Genomic DNA, 18,534 nt, shown 5'->3' on the forward strand with positions numbered 1-18,534 from the left:
ATCGCTCAAAAAAACAGTATCGGAGTGGAATATAATGAATAACAAAAAAAGTAAAATAAAATTACGCATAGAAAAAATAGTCGTTTCCATCGTGCTTGTTTTAGGTGGATTGTTGGTTTCTATTCCGTTTATCTGGATGATTACGTCTTCATTTAAACCAGAAAGTGAAATTTTACAGGTGCCACCTACTTTATTTCCTCAAAATCCTACATTGGAAAACTACATCAATTTATTTTCCAATATGAATTTTGGGCTGTACCTACGAAACACTGTCATTATTGTCTTATTATCTTTTCTAGGATTACTCTTTAATGCGATGGCTGGATATGCATTTGCAAAGTACGATTTTAAAGGTAAAAACAAATTGTTTATACTTATCTTGGCAACGATGATGATTCCAGCTCAAGTGACGATGATTCCCGTTTATCTCATTTTAAATGAGTTGGGATTGACCAATACGATGACGGGTATCATTCTTCCTGGCTTGGCGGCAGCCTTTGGTATTTTCTTGTTCCGACAATTTATGGCGACCATACCAGATGACTTAATTGAAGCAGCGAGGCTGGATGGCGCAAATGAATTTTATATCTTTTTTAAATTGATCGTTCCCGTTTGTAAGCCCATTTTTGCGGTTCAAGGCATTTTAACGTTTATCGGTTCATGGAATAGTTTCCTATGGCCATTGATCATTGCCAATGACGAAAGATTATACACGCTATCTGTCGGTTTATCTTTACTTAAAGGACAGTACGCCAACAACTTTGCTTTACAAATGGCAGGCGCAGCCTTTATGGTCGTTCCAATCATTATTATCTTTGCGTTCTTCCAAAAATATATTGTGGAAGGATTTACGATGTCCGGTATGAAGTAACCATTATCAGGATGTGAAGTAGTTTTATTTGTTAAACATAGTAGGAACTTTCCGTTTTCTTCCTACTCTATACAATAAATAAGATGTATACTTATACCATTGATATATTATGAGTAAATAAATGTTAAAAATGTTTAATGCACGATGAATCAATCATGCAGACCCTAGTAGTAGGAAGTGACAGTATGCCAACCATTAAAGATGTTGCAAAATTAGCAGGAGTAGCCGTTTCAACGGCTTCCTATGCTTTAAATAACAGCAATAAAGTAAAAGAAGAAACAAAAAATAAAGTGATGAAAGCCGCAGAGGAATTAAATTATCAAAAAAACGGTCTTGCTTCAGATTTAAAAAGAACAAGTACCAATACGATTGCGCTCATACTCAGTGATTTATCTGGCCCTTATTATTCTGAACTCATCAAGGGCGTCCAAGATATTACGAGAACGCATGGATTTGATCTTATTGCCTGTAGTTCCATTGGAGGCTCCGCATCGACAGCCCTCAAATTTTTGAGAGAAAAACGAGTAGACGGTGTCATTATTTTAGCTCATAACATTAAGGATGAGACTATTCAATCTTCTGCTCGTCAAGATTTTCCCATTGTAGTATTAGACCGTAGTCTAGACAATGAATTTGTGAATGAAATAGAGGTAGATAATGTGCAAGGTGCGTTTACAGCCACAGAATATCTCATTCATAAAGGACATCAAGAAATAGCCTACATCAGTGGACCTGCTAACTCTCATGATAATGAATTGAGGCTACAGGGCTATAAAAACGCTCTAAACCATCATCAATTACCATACCGTTCAAAATGGAAAATATCAGGTGAGTTTACCCGAGAAGGTGGATATAAAGCAACAAAAATGCTCATTGCGCAAAATGATCTTCCTGAAGGTATTTTCTATGGTAATGATGAAATGGCAGTAGGTGGTCTACAAGCTCTAAAAGAGAATGGCATTACTGTTCCAGAGGACATTTCCGTCATTGGATTCGATGATATTCAGCTCTCTGAATTTGTATCCCCTCCTTTGACAACGATGAAACAACCAAAGTATGAAGCAGGTGCGCTAGCCGTTCACTTAATCTTTCAGTTGCTTTCCAATGAAAAAGTAGAAAACTACTATAAATTATCTACAGAATTAGTGGAAAGGGAATCTGTAAAAGATAGAAATGCATAAAAAGAGAACTGTCCGTTGTTCGGGCAGTTCTCTTTTTTCTTCCATCTTCACTCTTCTTTCTTTTTCTTTCTGATCTCTTCACTCATCATTCTCTATACAGTGAATTTCTCTAAAGCTTTCTTCATTTCGCTTGTCATCTCATCTAACGTCTCCACTTCTTTTACTAAGAATTCAAAAGAGCTCAACTGTTCTTGTGTCGAAGCCGAAATCTCTTCTGTACCTGCAGCACTTTGTTCTATAACCGCGGAGATATTTTCCACTGACGCAATCACTTCTTTAGACAAGTCACTGGAATAGGTCATGGCTTCCTCCAAGGTCTTAACTTGAGTCGAGATATTCGATACTTGATTGGATATACTTTGAAACGCACTTTCCGTCTGGCTCATACTCTCCACTTGCTTTTGGGATAAATCGCTTCCCGTCGTAGAAGCTTCTATTATGGAAGAAATGCCTTTCTTGATAGACTGTGCCATCTGTGTAATGGCTTCAGTAGCTTTTCTTGAATCTTCTGCAAGGTTTTTCACTTCATCTGCTACAACAGCAAACCCTTTCCCCGCTTCACCAGCACGCGCCGCTTCGATAGCAGCGTTTAAAGATAACAAATTGGTTTGCTCTGCGATATCACGTACCGCTTCTGCCGCTGTTTCAATTTCTGTTGTATACTCAGAAAATTTCTCTACACCCTCTTTAATATGCTGAGATGAATTCGACAATTGATTAGCGAACTGTATTTGCTTCTCAACAGATAGACGTCCTTCTTCCACAGAAATTAAAGCAAGTTTACTCGCTTCATTGGACTTCTTCCCCTCTGCTACATTATCCTCAAATTTCTCTACTAATGAAGACATCAGGACGGAGGTAGATTGAATATCCTCAGAAATACTTTGACTGCCACGGGAAAGCTCATCTGTGGAAACAGCGACCTGACGACTACTTTCTGTGACGTTTTCCATCTTTGTTTTGACATCTGTTGTAAAGGATTGCACTTGTTTACCTGTGCTGTCGATAGATTCTACTGTTGCACGAAGGTTATCTAACATATGTGCAAACGCTACGTTGAGCTTATCAATTTCATATTGACTATGTTTAGGTTTTGACAACACAACGGCAAGGTTCCCTTTCGCGACTTCTTCGGTCTGTTTGACAATACGATTAACAGGACGAACAATTTGCATAGATAACACATATGCCAGAGCAGCAGAAGCCACAATTAAAATAAAAACACTAACGGTACTACTTACTGCAATAGCATTAATTTGTTTTTGTGTGCTTTCTAGATTGTTGCTATACCATTCATTGGCTACTTTTTCTAACATGATGACATCATTTAATATTCCATTAATACGAATAGATTGCCGTTTAATGTTGGCCTGATTTTTAGCTTCTAATGCGGTGGTGGATTCTGCTAAGATAACATTAAACTTTTCATCAATAGATGTTAAATATCTTTGTTGTTCTTCTTCTGTAATAATCGTTTTTAAATGACTAATTAGTACTGTTGAATCTCTTAATGCCTTTTCGGCTTCATTCTTGTTTACTTCCGTAGCATTAAATGAATAGCTAGAAAGTGCTAACTTAGCTGATGATAACTTACCCTCTAGTTCTTCAGCTTCTAATAAGATGATTACATCACCTTCGGCCGCGTTTTGTATTTGAAACATGTTGAAAATAATGTAAGTGATCATAATAGATGAAAGCAGGATAGGCACAAGACCTATTATAAACATTCTTAACTGTAACCTCATAGGGATGCTCCTTCTTATTTTTTTGATTGGACTTGTATTTTATTAGAAACGATGTCCTCTTTCGCCATTTCCATTATTTTTTCCTGTTCATCTGTTAGCTCCATAATGCGGACAGGAGCAAGTCCAACACCATTCTCAGCAAGACCTAGAGTGTACATTTGTTCTGTTAATTGGTCATTCAACAAATTATTTATCATATTAAACACCGCAACATCTACGTTCTTTAACATGGAGGTCACAACAGCCTCTTCTGCTAAAAGGAATTGATCTGAATCTACTCCGGAACCATAAATTCCTTTATCTTGGGCTGTTTGTAGTGCTCCAACGCCTGTAAATCCGGCAGCAGGGAAAATGAAATCCACACCTTGTGCAATTTGATTTTCGGCAATGTTACTACCTAGTGCTGCGTCGATAAAATTACCTGCATAATCTACCACGATTTCAATATCAGGGTTAACATATTGCGCACCTTGCTTGTAACCTACTTCAAAACGGTTTATGGTTTCGATATCCACACCACCAATAAAACCTATTTTCCCTGTTTTAGAAGTCATAGCAGCTACCATACCTACTAGAAAACTACCTTCATGTTCCTTGAACGTAATGGAAACAACATTATCTAATTCAGATACAGCATCAATTAATAAAAATTGTTGTTGTGGATTTGCTGTTGCCACTTTTTCCAATGCTTCTTGTATACTAAACCCTAATGCAATAATTAGATCGTTATCTTGTTCTATTAGTTCCAGAAGCTGTGCTTCATAATTTTCATCTGGATCTTCTCTATAATCAAATATAATACCTAGTTCATCACGAGCCTTTTCCATTCCTGTAAATGCAACATCATTATAAGCACCATCACCAAGACCACTACCACTTAACATTATGCCAATTCTTTTTTCTTCTACCTGTGCATTTTTCTCTTGATCGCCATTTTGACAACCAGTAATGATCATACATAAGATGATAATGCAAACAGAAATTTGCTTCATGCAGTCTTCCTCCCAATAATATATACTCTATACGTTTAGTCTCTTCTTATATCGGAGGCTTACATTACTTCATAAAGTAAAAACAACAAATTGTTGAATAAAAAAATTATTATTTTACTATAAAAAACACCCTTTGGATGACTTATCCAAAGGGTTGAAAACGTAAACATTGTATCTTCTTGAATGTTGATGAGACTAAGCCTATTGCTCCATTTCACCGTTACGTTTTTTATTCCATAACCATAATTCCATGATGAGTGCTAACAATATTGAAATGAAGAGTACGACGGAAAGATTGATGATCATAACGATATCTAAGATTCCCTCATACCCTTTTGAAAGTAATACCATCTTCAAATAAAACAAAACAATACTGATAGCGAACACCATAGAAGGTATATATTTCATATACTTTTTTAAACTATTTCTACCAAACTTATAAATAAAAAAACAAACAAAGCCTGTTACCACTGCAATAATATTTCTCTATTGATTTCTTAGAGATGATACATAACTGTCATTAACAGTACGTACCATCCTTTATTTGCAGATGAGATTTCTCCATCTTATACATAGCCTTAATATGTTGGTTGTAAAAATGCATTCAACGTATATACATCGTATTTATTCTGCAATAAATGCGGGTAATTCATCTTTGATAAGTGACCAGTCACTTTCCATCTCTGTATCGGTTAATAAGCATTCGTCTAATGATGCGGAAATGTCCTCTTGACTCATTTGGACTCCAATAAACACAATTTCATTCATTCTATCGCCGTAGATAGGGTCCCATGACTCTAAGAGCTGTGGTTCTTCTTTCAACAGTTGGTTTCTTTCATCTTCTGGATAGGCCGCTACCCACTCGCCCGCTCCTTGAAGTGTAATCGATGTTCCCGCTTGAGAGATCAAACCTGTCATATCGTTTCTTGTTGCCAGCCAGAAAAACCCTTTCGCTCGAACAACATCTTCTGGCCAATTTTCAAGCCATTGCTTCCATCTTTGAGGATGGAACGGTCTTTTACTGCGGTGGACAAAGGACGATATACCATACTCATCCGTCTCCGGAATATGTTCCTCATTTAACTCTTTAATCCAACCAGCACCTTGACTTGCACGCTCAAAATCAAAAAGATGTGTATGCAGAACAGTATCTAAACTGACTTGTGAGTTTACTGTGTTATAGACTTTTGCTACTGGGTTTAACTTTTGAAGAACGGAATGTAATTCTTTTACATCATTCTCTTCAATTAAATCTGTTTTGTTTAGTAAAATCACATCTGCAAATTCAATTTGATCTATTAATAGATCCACGACTTCTCGTTGGTCACTAGCATCCGTTGCTTGTTTACGATCTAAGAGCGTCTCTCCCGAAGCAAAATCATGCCAGAATCGATTGCCATCGACTACCGTCACCATCGTATCCAACCTACAAAATTCTGCTAAGTTAATATTCAATTCTTCGTCCATGTACGTAAAAGTTTGTGCTACAGGTATTGGCTCTGATATCCCAGTGGATTCAATGACGATATAATCGATATCCCCTGACTTTACGAGCCTTTCCACTTCAATGATTAAGTCTTCACGTAATGTACAACAGATACAACCATTTTGCAGCTCAACCATCTTCTCTTCTGTTCTTGAAAAACTTCCTTGTTTTATCATGGAAGCATCAATATTCACTTCACTCATATCATTAACGATAACCGCAATCTTTTTTTGCTCTTTGTTAGTCAAAATATGATTTAGCAATGTTGTTTTTCCTGATCCTAGGTATCCACTTAACACGGTAACAGGTATTCTTTTTGTCAAAATCATTCTCTCCTTTTTGATATTAGAAATATATGTTTTGAAGACGAATAAGTTTTTCACTGAAAACATGTGTGCCAAAACCAGTTCATACTTCGTCTAGTTGTTGGTTGATTATTAATCGTAATAATTACGATTTAATATATTGTATTATATGATTCACATCAAAATCAAGTACGAACTTTTGGAATGATGTTCCCGCTAGAGATGCAATGGTTAAATACGTTGCTCTATTCGCTAACAACTATCACAACGATTTTCTTGTAATAACAATACAAACACCCCTTTAGATAGGGTTATCTAAAGGGGTAACCAGGGGACATATACTGATTAACGATCAAACAAACGATGATCTAAATATGGAATGTCATTTTCAATACTCATTTTTGCCTGTTTTATAAATTCATTTCCCCAATCATTCATATAGTCTGGATACAGACTCCTATAAATTACAGAAAATAAGAGCATCTCTCTTAACTTTAAAAACAAGGGAATTTGTTTAATCCAATTATTATCCAAATGATTTTCTTGACTGTAACCTTCCATGAAATTTTCAAAGAAATGCTTGGCTACTAGCGTTCGTTTTTCTTCCCCCCAACTTTTTAATGGAGTAGCATAAAAAAGAGGGATGGCAATATCACTAACAAACCAGCTATATTCACATTCATCAAAATCAATAATAGATATTATCTCATCCTCTACCAGATAATTTCCATCGCTAATGTCGCCATGTATTAATCCATAATTGTTGGTGCTTTTAGGAATTTTTTGAATGTTGTTTAATAATAGCTCGAATTTTTCATGTACTACATGATAGGATAAAGGTACATATTTTTTCACTTTAACCAGATAGTTATTTTCGTCCCAACTATATCGCTTTACACTCAAAGAGGAAGGTTTATAGTTTCGAGACAATGAATGAATCTTGCCAGTAATCCTACCTAAGTTTTTGTATAAAAGACTATTGTCTTCATACAATGGCGGTTGCTTTCCTGGTACTTTCTTAAATAAAGCAACAACAAAATAGGAGTCATTACCTTGAATAACTTCTACTAATCTATTGTTCAAAGACAGAACTGGTTTCGCTGCAGGTATACCATTGTCTGTAAGATATGAAACCCACTCTAATTCGCCAGAAATCATTTCTTTTGACCGATGAGAACTATGAGATATTCGTAATATAACACTATCTCCATCCCTTGTAGATTCATATACAAAGTTTTGAAAGCCATGAAGGTTTATTAATGAACTATAATTTAATCCAAATCGTCTTGAAGCCTCTCTAATTATCGATTCAGTAAATAAAGGATATATTTCTTTTTCCATAAATATCTGCTACTAGAAACATGGTCATTACTAATGTGCCTTATGTTTCATTTTAGCAATAAAACCATGTTTCGTTCACTCCCTCCTAACATAACATGGATAAACGTTGTAGTTTATTTTAGAGACACTATAATTACAGCAATAGAGATGTGAATTTCCCCGAAATAAAGCAAAAAGCAGATACACAAAAGGTATCTGCTTGGTTATGGGAATAGATTGTCCGCACCATGTGTCCCTTGAATGATTTAAGATAGACAAATAAACGAATCCTTTTAAACAAAAAGGACCGCCAGTGTCTCTATCCAATTAGTTCATCATTTCAAGGTTATTCCACATGTTTAAACTAATTCCCCTTTCTTACATCTCTATACATCATGCTACCATATATTTCTGATATAAGAAACATGAATTTGTTAGAACAACCTCTGTACTGTAACACATCCAACAAATTGACATGCAATGATTTATTAACTTGTGACTCCGTCTTTCCCATTCAATTTAAGGTTATATTATCATGCATATGACTTTCTATCTCTTCATAATGTATTTCAATCTCTAAGTGACTTCCAGCACCATAGGGAACACTGAAACTAATCCCTAATACGTCTTCTGTAAAATAGCTAAATGCATACGTATACCTATCATTTTCCCCCATCGTGTCTGCATACGTTAGTCTTTCCATAAGTTCATCGTTGGTATATAGACTCAATACTGTTTCTTGATCCTCATTTAAAACTGTAAACTCTCCATTTAAAATTTTCTGTACAAATTTTTCATCTAAGGTAATCATATCTTCCAAGCGTAGTTTGGTTGCTTTTTCCACATTAACATTGGTTGTATAATATAGTTTATTTGGATGAGCCGCTCCTTTTACGTACCCTACTCCGGAATAAGCGATACTAATAATATCAGTATCGTTGAACTTAATTTCATAATTTATTTTTAACGTTAGATTTTCAACAGAAGCATCATAAGTACTTAATACTTTTAAAGATTCATTTTTTATTATTGCATTTATTGCTTTCTGTTTCGTAATATCTTCAACATTGCTCAATTGAGGATAGTTAATGATAATGTTATTACTGTTCTCACTACTGATATAACTTTGCTCAATAAATGTATAGTCACTTTTACTTGCAGACACATCTTCAAAATTATTATTTTCTTCTTTAGTATGCGTATTAGAATCTTCTACCTCAATGGATATGTTATTTTGTGAGGTTATTATGTTCTCTTCAGAACTATTTATATCACAGGCGGTTAATAGTATTAGTAATGAGATAATCATGCCTAGAATAAGCTTATTCTTGTTCAATACATCAACCTTCTTTCTACATGTTTTTTTAAGCACAGGAATTCCAATCATTATTATTACATTTACTGCGAACATAGTAAACAAAATAAAAAGGTATGAAACAATTCAGTTTATAATTTTTGTAAAACTAAATATTAAAAAATTACCCCTAGGATTAGGGGTACTATAATACTCACCATTTATCTACGTGCCATGCGTGGAACACAATTAAATACCCCTTTAGATATTGATATCAAAAGGGGTACAACGCATGTATTTTTCTAAAGATGTTATTTAATTTTCAGCTTGCTTTTACTATTGAATGGAGAATACTTCTCTTTCTAGTAATTCCTCTGGCTTTTTCCCAATTGGGTCACTATGGAAATAATCACGTATCACTCCATCTTCCAAGTAGTTAGCAATGGATACTATGATCATTCCTTGGTCCAGTGCAAGGTAAGCTTTTGCAATCTCTCCTGTTTCCATATTTACAGAGTCATAGAAGCCATATTTACCATACATTTTTAATTTTTTTAATGCTTTCATGTTTTTTTGTACAGCTTCAGGCGCATAGTCTAAAGCAAGGAATGTAGCATGTGGAGTTACAGTCGCATGATCTTCATAACCTGATGTGCCAAGTGTTGGTACCCCGAACTCGCTATACCCTGTTGGAGTTGCAGCTGGAGAGAAGCCCCATGCAGGATATCCTTTTTCTTCTGCATACGCTATTTGAAGTTCTACGTGACGTTGGTTGTTTAACCCTAATGCTTCCGTCCCAAGTTCTTGTTCTTTTAAAACAATGCCAGGCATAAGGCCTTCAAACATGCTTCCTCCCCAGCTTGGAACAAACTTCAGGCCGTTGTATTCATAACTTCCTTCGAACACGGTTACTCCATCATATTCTACATTTTCTCCTTCCGGAATTTGAGACTGCCAATCCCACTCTTTCGGAAGTGTGCGGTACATTTTCCACCAGTGATCTTGTGGTACATCCCCTTTACCAATGGAAATATAACTAGTAATGCGTGGCTCTGTGTAGAACATGCCGTAATGATGTTCTGTTAATTCTCCTGTTGCCACATCAAAACCACCACGAAATTGACCAACTTCCGGATCATATAACGGTGTATAGTTCATCGCATCGACTAATCTACTCGTTTGTTCGTTCAACTCTTCATATGCTTGTCCAACAACGATTAATCCTGCTGTAAGCCAACCATTATCGACTTGAGATATAAATTGCCCCCAATCTGTCTTAACGGAACCATCTTCTGTGTTATACCAGTTATAATATAGACCATTCCACGTTTCCAACTCTTCTAGAGTGTCTAACGTTACCTTAATACGTTTTACTGCCTTCTTTTCCGTAATGATCCCCATCTCTTGAGCTGAAACAGTACTCATCAAATACATTGCAATATTGGTAGGTGAAGTATGTGTTGCCTCTTCTTTCCCTTCTTCAGTAAAACGTACTATATCATAAGTCAAGCCTGTATTAGGATCTGTATGATGCCTAAAATATTTGTATGTTTTCTTTGCAACCGCTTTCAACTTTGTTTCAAAAACATGATTTTTTTCCATATCTCCTGCTGAAGCTATGGGTGTTACAAATAAGTTCGCTAAAAGACTAAACATCAAAAATACGCTTACTATTCTTACTTTATTCATAGTTTGCTCCTTTCCCCTTTTAAGTGTGAAGTAAAATCGAAACGTTTCGATTATATTATACCATGAACCACAGTGTATCGGTAAGTGTTTTTAATTACTATTAACAAAAAAAGTTCACTGTTATCAGCATTAGACCACTTTTTATTGGAACAGCTAGGTTCATTATTCCATTTGAAAGGTTTTTATTTCATACCTTAAAAAATTCTTGTTATGACGTGATAGTCCTAGCGCGAATAGGATGTATTAACTAAAAAAGACGGATAGTGATATATTACCCGTCTCCAGTATGCTTAGCCTGATTTGTTTACAACTACCTCTGTAACACCCATTTGTAGATGTTATAGTTCTAATGAAAGAAAAAGGTAATATTTCTGCATGAAAAAGAATTTCACTTTACACAAAATGATTGATGGTACCTGGTATTATCGTCGTTTCGTTAAGATTCAAAAATATGAAGTAATTGTTTTGTATATTCATTTCTTTCCTCTTTAAACATATTGTCTTTATTACATTCATCAACAATCATTCCATCTTTCATTACTAGAGTTCGGTCACTCATAAAGTTAACAGCTGCTAAATCATGCGAAATGAACAAATAAGAGAAAGAGAATTTTTCCTGTAGATCTTTTAACAAATTTAACAATTGTGCTTGCACAGAAACGTCTAAGCTTGATGTAGGTTCATCTAAAATAATGAGTGATGGTTCAACACTTATGGCTTTTGCTATAACCACCCTCTGCTTTTGACCCCCGCTGAGTTCATGGGGATAAAGGTTCATATACCTAGATGGTATATGTACGATATCAAGCAGTTTAGCTGCAACCTGCTTGCGGTCATAACACTCCAAGTTTAAGAATTCAATCTGCTTTTTATTTTGGACATCTAATGGTTCCATAAGAGAGTCAATGATTCTTAATTTAGGATTTAGTGATTGCGCGGGATTCTGAAATACAGCTTGGACTTCTTTCCGTTTGCTGTACAGTGCTTTCTTCTTCATATTGTGCATAGGAAATCCATTTAATGACATTTCCCCCGTATTCATTCTTTCCAATAGTAATAAACATTTGGCTAATGTACTTTTTCCACTTCCACTTTCACCTACCAACCCTACACATTCTCCTCTATTAATGGTCAGAGAGACATCCTTAACAGCAGCATGATGTTTAAAACGTTTAGAAATTCCATTTGCTTGTAATATGATAGTTTGTTCGTTATTTTGCTTCAAGGAGACACGGTTTTCTTTCCAAACTTTTTTGTTCTCCAACGCTAACAATCTGGATGGAGGATTTTTCAAAGGAGGGATAGATGCAAATAGCTTTTTGGTATATTCATGTTGTGGTTGATTAAACACATCCATTGTCTTTCCTGTTTCTACAATACGACCTTGCTTCATAATGGCTATCGTATCCGCGTGTTTTTTTACTTGTCTTAAATCATGGGAGATAAACAATACGGCACAGTTCATCTGGTCTTTTAGATCCTTAATAAGATCCAAAATACTCGCAGTAGTAACACTATCTAGGGCAGTAGTTGATTCATCCGCAATTAATAGTTTTGGTTTTAATAAAATGGCCAGTGCAATCGCTGCTCTTTGTAGCTGCCCTCCACTCAATTGAAAAGGATAGCTGTCATATACTCTTTTCTCTGGAAGGCTGACTTTTTTTATCGCTTGTAACGAACATTGTATCCTCTCTTTTTTCGAGAGTTTAGTATGCGTTTTTAATGTTTCATCGAATTGTTTTCCAATAGTTAAAAAAGGAGCAAACGCTCCTTGGTAATCTTGAAAAATATATGAGATTTGGTTCCCTCTTATTGGTTGTAATTGCTTTTCACTCTTATGTAACATATTACTTCCTTCAAAGAAAATGCTACCACTTTGAACCTTTAGCGGTTTGGGCAATATGCCTCCAATTGCAGAAGATGTGACACTTTTCCCACTTCCACTCTCCCCAATCAATGCTAACCATTCACCTGAAGATACTGAAAAGCTTACATCTTGGATAATGATTTGGTCTTCATTCGAAATTTTAATATTCTCAACAGTTAATATGCTCATCAATAACCTCCTTGCTTGTTCTTCACATCATAGTAATCCCTTAGTTTATCTCCAAATAAATTAAAGAATAGAACCACAATGACAATAGCGATTCCTGGAATAAACATCAATTGAGGCTCATTGTAAAAAAATTGTTTTCCTTCATTAAGCATAGAACCCCATTCTGGATTTGGTGGTTGATTTCCAAGCCCTATATAAGATAGTGAAGCAATGAGAAGGATCGTTTTCCCTATGTCCAAAGTTGCTAGTACTAGTACATTTCCCATGACATGAGGGATGATATGTTTTGTTAAGATTTGAAAAGGGTTTAAGCCATTCACTTTGGCCATTGCAATGTAGTCTGCATACTTTTCAGATAATACGGTTCCTCTGACAAGCCGCGTATACTTCACCCATTTTACTATAATTACAGAAATAACTAGGTTACTCAACCCCGGACCAAGCAAGCCAGTCAATACAATGGCAACAATGTAATCCGGAAAAGCCAGTATGGCATCTACTATCCTCATTAACACTCTATCAACCCATCCACCTACATAGCCTGAGATAAGCCCAAATGGTAAACCTATAGCAATAGATAAAAATAAAATAAGGAAAGTCGATCCCACCGTAACTTGTGCGCCAACTAATAGTCTTGATAAAATATCGCGGCCTAAATGATCTGTCCCTAACCAATGTTCTGAACTTATTGGTAATAATCGGCTACCCATTTCCACTTTTAAAGGATCATACGGGGCAACAATTGGAGCAATAAATAAGAAAAGGCTTATGCTTAGTAATACAATGACCAAGATCATGATCGGCATTCTAGCAACTATCGTTTTCATTTTTCCCAACGCTACTCTCCCCCTTTAATACGTATTTTGGGATCCAAATAACGGTGAGTACTATCTACTAATAGGTTGACGATGACAACGATTATCCCCATAGAGAGAATATACCCTTGTATAACTGGATAGTCTCTTCTCAGAATAGAATCAATAACCAACTTACCTAAACCCGGGTAAGAAAAAATCACCTCTATGATGACTGTTCCTCCTAACAAACTGCCGATAGTTACTCCTAGAACGTTGATAACAGGTGCTAACGCGTGTCGAAATGCGAGTTGAAAAAATATTTTTCTTCTACTATATCCTCTTGATTTAGCGGACCTTATAAAGTCCTCACCGAGACTCTCTATTAAACTAGCCCTGATAAGCCTTACGTAAACTGCGGCCATTGCAATACCCAAGGTAATGGAGGGCAGGAGCAAGTGAAGAAAGCTCCCTTTCCCCATTGAAGGAAGTAGTCCAAGCTTGACTGAAAAAATTTGCACTAACAGTAACCCAAGCCAGAAACTTGGTATGGCAGATCCACCTAAAGCGAACATTCTGCTTACATGATCTATCCAACTGTCTTTATAAATGGCCGATAGAATGCCCAAAGGGACGGATATCATCATCATTATAACCAAAGAAGCAATAGTTAACTGAAGTGTTGCTGGAAGCTTCTCTAACAATTCATGCACTACGGGTTGCTTTGTCATATATGAATGCCCTAGATCAAATTGAATAAAGCTATACAACCAATGCAAGTACTGTATCACAACAGGCTTGTCCAGACCTAGTTCGCTTCTTAGTTCTTCTATTTGAGCTTCACTTATTGATACATCATCTACGCTTAGTATGGATCTGACAGGATCTCCAGGCGCTAGCTTCATGAATGTAAAACTCACAATAGATAAAATTAAAATAAATAAAGTAAATTCCAACAGCCGCTTTAATATTTGTTTCATTATTCACCAATATCGATATCTTTTGTTATAACGTAAAACTCACTTTTGCTAATTTGATAGTTTTTCACAGTATTCTTGTAAGCAGCATAGTTGCTTGGATGAACAACAAAGGAATGGTATCTATTCTCATCAATAATAGTGACCGCCTCTTTCGCTAGCTCATTACGTTTCTCTATTTCAGCCGTTCCATTGAACTCATGAATAACGTTCACTAAATTTTGGTCTCTTACTTCACCAAAGTTTAACGCACCATTTTCCATATATACAGCGTTTAAAAAGTACCCTGCATCACCTCTTGGTGCTGTGTTAGCACTATAAATGGCTAAGTCCCAATCGTCTTTTGTCTTTAAATATTCATCAATATTTTCTACAATCTGTATGTCCATTGTTATCCCTAGCTCTTTCGCATTGGATTCGAGGATTTGTGCGACTATTGGAAGGTCGGGACGATAATTATAAGTAACAAGTGTTAACTCTAAAGGATTACCGTCTTTTAAAGCCTTGCCGTTTTCCATAACAAAGCCCGCTGTTTGCAAATACTCTTTTGCGATTTCTTCACCGAATTCTTTTTCTTCATATGAAGGGGAAAATGGAGCATCAGCTAGAAATGGACCTTGTGATACTTCCGCTTGTCCTGCCATTACACTACTAACCACTTCTTCTCGATGAATCAACGCCTCCAAAGCTCTTCTAATATTTTCATCCTGTGTCGTTTCTACATTCATATTGAACATCAACATGGTTGTTCTCGTACTTGGAACTACTTCTGTTGCAATAGATTTATCTTGTTTTAATAATTCAAGACTCTCTATTGCTGGTCGATAGACGATGTCAGCATCTCCTGACTGTAAAGCGGCCGTTCTTGCATTCGCATCTTCATTATATGTGAACGTAACTTTATTCAGCTTTGGTTTCCCACCCCAATAATCATCGTATCTATTCAGTTCTAATTTAGTACCTGCTTCAAAGGTAGCTACTTGGAAAGGGCCTGTACCAATAGGCGCTGTTTCCATATTTTCTTCTGTTACATCGATGATAGAAGCATTCGGATGAACTAATTCCGATGGAAATTGTGGTAAAGCTTTTTCTAGTCTAAACGTTAGCTTTTGTCCTTCCGCTTCCATACTCTCTATGCTTAAAGCTGCTTTCATCTTTGCACTGTTTTGTATATTCCTTTCAAAAGATGCTTTCACCGCCTCAGCATCCAGCGTTTTTCCATTTTGAAATGTAACGTTTTCGGTAATCTTAAACGTCCATGTCTGACCGTTATCTTTTGTTTCCCATTCAGAAGCTAGCCAAGGTTCTATATTGTAATCTTCCGTTATTTTTACTAGTGTTTCCACAACACCCGCTCTCATTGGCGTCCAGTTCAAGTGAGGGTCCATCGTTTCAAAGGGAAAATTTGAAAGAAAAGTAATCTCTTTATTTTCACTTTCTCCTCCTGTATTTGTTTCTTCATTATCATGACTAGAACATGCTACTAAAACAAACGAAAGCACCATGATAAGCATCATACATTTTGATTTCATAAACTTCATTTTTATTCCCCCGGTATGTTTTGAGTTGATATATTCATTTTTATTAGTTTGTTGTTAAAACAGCAATACATCGTAACGATGATGAATGAAGTTATAACTTCTTTTTAACCTTGTGTGTATTTAACGCATTGCAATGATTTTAGGCCACTTTTGTCTCTGTTCTTTCTTTTTTCCGTCTGGATAAGGCAATCGAACCTGCAATAATACATGCTCCTCCGAATAATGACCCTAAGGAAATGACTTCTCCCCAGAATAAAAATCCCCACATCACGTTAAAGAAAATACCTATATATCTAACCACTTCTACCACCATCACATTTTCATGAGTAAAAGCACTTGTTAGAACAAATTGACCGATCAATGAAACAATGCCAATGCTAATTAAGTAGATCCAACCCGTCCATGAGGGGTTCACAAATCCCTCCCACATTAGAGGAATCGAGACCACCGTACCAGTAGCCAGGAAGTAGAAGACGATCTCAAACTTATGATGGGTTCTACTTAAATAACGAATACTAGTTGCTGCACCTGCTGCGAGCATTGCACTCAGTACCCCTACTAAAGCATACACCGTATAACTATCAAAGCTTGACGGATCTAATAAGAATACGGCCCCAACAAGAAAAAGAGGCATCCAAAGGAACACCTGCTTACTGACGCTTTCCTTTAAGAATACTATGGAAAAAATCAGCGCGAAAAATGGTGACATATGTGCTAGAATACTCGCATCTCCAAGTGGAATATGCGCGATCGTATAGAAATAAGCTAACAAATATGCAGATCCAAGCGCCCCACGAAGAAACAACATTGGAATTCCCTTTTTAGAAAAAGCCACTTGATATTTCCTCATGAGAATTAGGACAAGCAATGTACCAATTAAACTTCTAAAAAAAACAATTTCAGTTACAGGTATCGTTTCACTTGCTGCTTTTACAAGCACATTCATAATGCTAAAGGTAAAGGCAGATGCAATAGCTAATATAATACCGTTTTTCATAAACTAAACCCCTAACCCTCGTGAATATATAACTGCTGACTAATGATAATTGCTTCTTGCTGTAACTGTTTGATCACCGTATCTAAATCTATGGTAACGATATTCATTTCTCTTGTCCGACTTACATAATGTTCGAATTGTTGTGTCAGTTTCTTAGCTGTCTTCAGGTCTACTTCCATCGCTTCTCCTAACAAAACAAGTCGTTTTATCTTTCTGTAATCTTCCAGTGGTACTCTCGGAATACCCCAGCCCTCTCCTAATTTAAAAATTCTTTTTAGGGGAACACGTGAAAAATCAGCATAATAACCGTCTTGATCCGGCGTAGAAAATGGGTCGATTAATAAGCCTGTATATCGCACATAAAGTGCATATTCTTGTTCTTTTTGACTCATGGACATAAATTCATCAATGTGATCACGTGGGAGAAGGTATGCTGGTACCGGATAGTTATCATCATTTAGAAAACGTAATAAATCAAGCGGCTTCACATTTAGCATACGTAAAAGCTCTGTTATCTCTTTCCATAAAAGAACCATGTCTTTTATGACTTGAGGCGTAAGAGGGCCTTCCGGGTACACTTTATACATACTTTTCAAGGGACCTGAGCCAAAAAATATATCTTCTAATGCGAAGTAGTTCATAAAGAACGGCGGATGTACATATGTCGTAATATTTCTGCTTTCTGCAATCCACGCATTCTCCGTCACTTCCAGGCATATACCTGCTTGCTTCCATAGTTGCTTAAACAACATCACAGATGGACAACGTGCTCCTTTACTTGAACCTATGTACACTTTTTTCTTTATGTTTTTCGTGATGCAGCTTAATCCGTTAGACGCTTTCCATTTCGTTGCAGCGAAATATGTAGATAAACTGACAACAACTGCTTTATCCTGTAAAAGGGATTGTACGAGTGCGTGGTCTCCTATTCCTGGTGATAGCAAGAGTACTCGCTCTAAACTTCTACACTCACATTCAAGTAGTTTTTTCGTTATATCTTCATAAACATGATTAGGCGTGCAGTAAATGATCGTATCCCATTCTCCATCTAACTTAGTCATGTCTGTTTCTAGGTTATTAATCCTTGCTTGTCCAGCTAAATGAGGAAATCCGTCCTTTGTCACTACGGCTGTAATTTCTTTCGATCTATACGGTGCTCTGGTGACAATATCAATATGTTTTACGCCAATATTTGTTAAAAGCACAGCCATTTGGGCTGCCGCTGGTCCCAACCCAACCAAAAGAACATTTTGTATTGCATGTTGATCTGCTCTGTTTGCATTCAT

General features: G+C 36.3%; 14 protein-coding genes. 2 read left to right on the plus strand and 12 right to left on the minus strand.

Features of this window, described 5'->3' with window-relative positions; genetic code table 11:
• Positions 1-34: 34 nt before the first annotated feature.
• Together D1Z92_RS08550 and D1Z92_RS08555 are read left to right on the plus strand one after the other, a co-directional pair.
• Positions 35-871 carry a carbohydrate ABC transporter permease gene (locus D1Z92_RS08550; protein WP_128895244.1) on the plus strand — a complete coding sequence of 279 codons (837 nt, stop codon included), beginning with the start codon at positions 35-37 and terminating at the stop codon, positions 869-871.
• 185 nt (positions 872-1,056) lie between these two features.
• Entirely contained in the window at positions 1,057-2,052 is a 996-nt protein-coding gene (locus D1Z92_RS08555) for a LacI family DNA-binding transcriptional regulator (protein WP_128895245.1), read from the plus strand.
• A 92-nt stretch (positions 2,053-2,144) separates the two neighbouring features.
• Here the strand turns inward: D1Z92_RS08555 and D1Z92_RS08560 are convergent, their stop codons facing one another.
• From D1Z92_RS08560 to D1Z92_RS08615, 12 genes are all read right to left on the minus strand, one after another.
• A complete protein-coding gene (locus tag D1Z92_RS08560) occupies positions 2,145-3,797 on the minus strand; it encodes a methyl-accepting chemotaxis protein (RefSeq protein ID WP_128895246.1) in 1,653 nt (550 codons plus the stop codon).
• Between the two features lie 14 nt (positions 3,798-3,811).
• Positions 3,812-4,789 carry a BMP family lipoprotein gene (locus D1Z92_RS08565; RefSeq protein ID WP_128895247.1) on the minus strand — a complete coding sequence of 326 codons (978 nt, stop codon included), beginning with the start codon at positions 4,787-4,789 and terminating at the stop codon, positions 3,812-3,814.
• Between the two features lie 624 nt (positions 4,790-5,413).
• A complete protein-coding gene (locus D1Z92_RS08570) occupies positions 5,414-6,598 on the minus strand; it encodes a GTP-binding protein (protein ID WP_128895248.1) in 1,185 nt (394 codons plus the stop codon).
• Positions 6,599-6,925: 327 nt separating this feature from the next.
• Positions 6,926-7,921, minus strand: a complete 996-nt coding sequence (locus tag D1Z92_RS08575) for a phosphotransferase enzyme family protein (RefSeq protein WP_128895249.1) — start codon at positions 7,919-7,921, stop codon at positions 6,926-6,928.
• Between the two features lie 493 nt (positions 7,922-8,414).
• A complete protein-coding gene (locus tag D1Z92_RS08580; RefSeq protein WP_164931519.1) occupies positions 8,415-9,236 on the minus strand; it encodes a polysaccharide deacetylase family protein in 822 nt (273 codons plus the stop codon).
• A 294-nt stretch (positions 9,237-9,530) separates the two neighbouring features.
• On the minus strand, positions 9,531-10,883 hold the full coding sequence (locus D1Z92_RS08585; RefSeq protein WP_128895251.1) for a glucoamylase family protein: 1,353 nt from the start codon (positions 10,881-10,883) through the stop codon (positions 9,531-9,533).
• A gap of 436 nt (positions 10,884-11,319) precedes the next feature.
• Positions 11,320-12,939, minus strand: coding sequence for a dipeptide ABC transporter ATP-binding protein (locus D1Z92_RS08590; protein ID WP_128895252.1), 1,620 nt, complete (start codon positions 12,937-12,939; stop codon positions 11,320-11,322).
• Positions 12,939-13,766, minus strand: coding sequence for a nickel transporter permease (gene nikC, locus D1Z92_RS08595; protein WP_128895279.1), 828 nt, complete (start codon positions 13,764-13,766; stop codon positions 12,939-12,941). The genes D1Z92_RS08590 and nikC overlap by 1 nt, the downstream gene beginning before the upstream one ends.
• 11 nt (positions 13,767-13,777) lie before the next feature.
• A complete protein-coding gene (gene nikB / locus D1Z92_RS08600; RefSeq protein ID WP_128895253.1) occupies positions 13,778-14,713 on the minus strand; it encodes a nickel ABC transporter permease in 936 nt (311 codons plus the stop codon).
• Positions 14,713-16,242: a nickel ABC transporter substrate-binding protein gene (nikA, locus tag D1Z92_RS08605; RefSeq protein WP_370741250.1), complete on the minus strand. Its 1,530-nt coding sequence runs from the start codon at positions 16,240-16,242 to the stop codon at positions 14,713-14,715. Before nikA ends, nikB begins: the two co-directional genes overlap by 1 nt.
• A gap of 148 nt (positions 16,243-16,390) precedes the next feature.
• Positions 16,391-17,248 carry a DMT family transporter gene (locus D1Z92_RS08610; RefSeq protein WP_128895255.1) on the minus strand — a complete coding sequence of 286 codons (858 nt, stop codon included), beginning with the start codon at positions 17,246-17,248 and terminating at the stop codon, positions 16,391-16,393.
• A gap of 11 nt (positions 17,249-17,259) precedes the next feature.
• Complete coding sequence (locus D1Z92_RS08615; protein WP_128895256.1) at positions 17,260-18,534, minus strand: opine metallophore biosynthesis dehydrogenase; 1,275 nt, start codon at positions 18,532-18,534, stop codon at positions 17,260-17,262.

Origin of the sequence: Longirhabdus pacifica (assembly GCF_004115085.1) — a bacterium.
Classification (GTDB): domain Bacteria; phylum Bacillota; class Bacilli; order Paenibacillales; family DSM-105158; genus Longirhabdus; species Longirhabdus pacifica.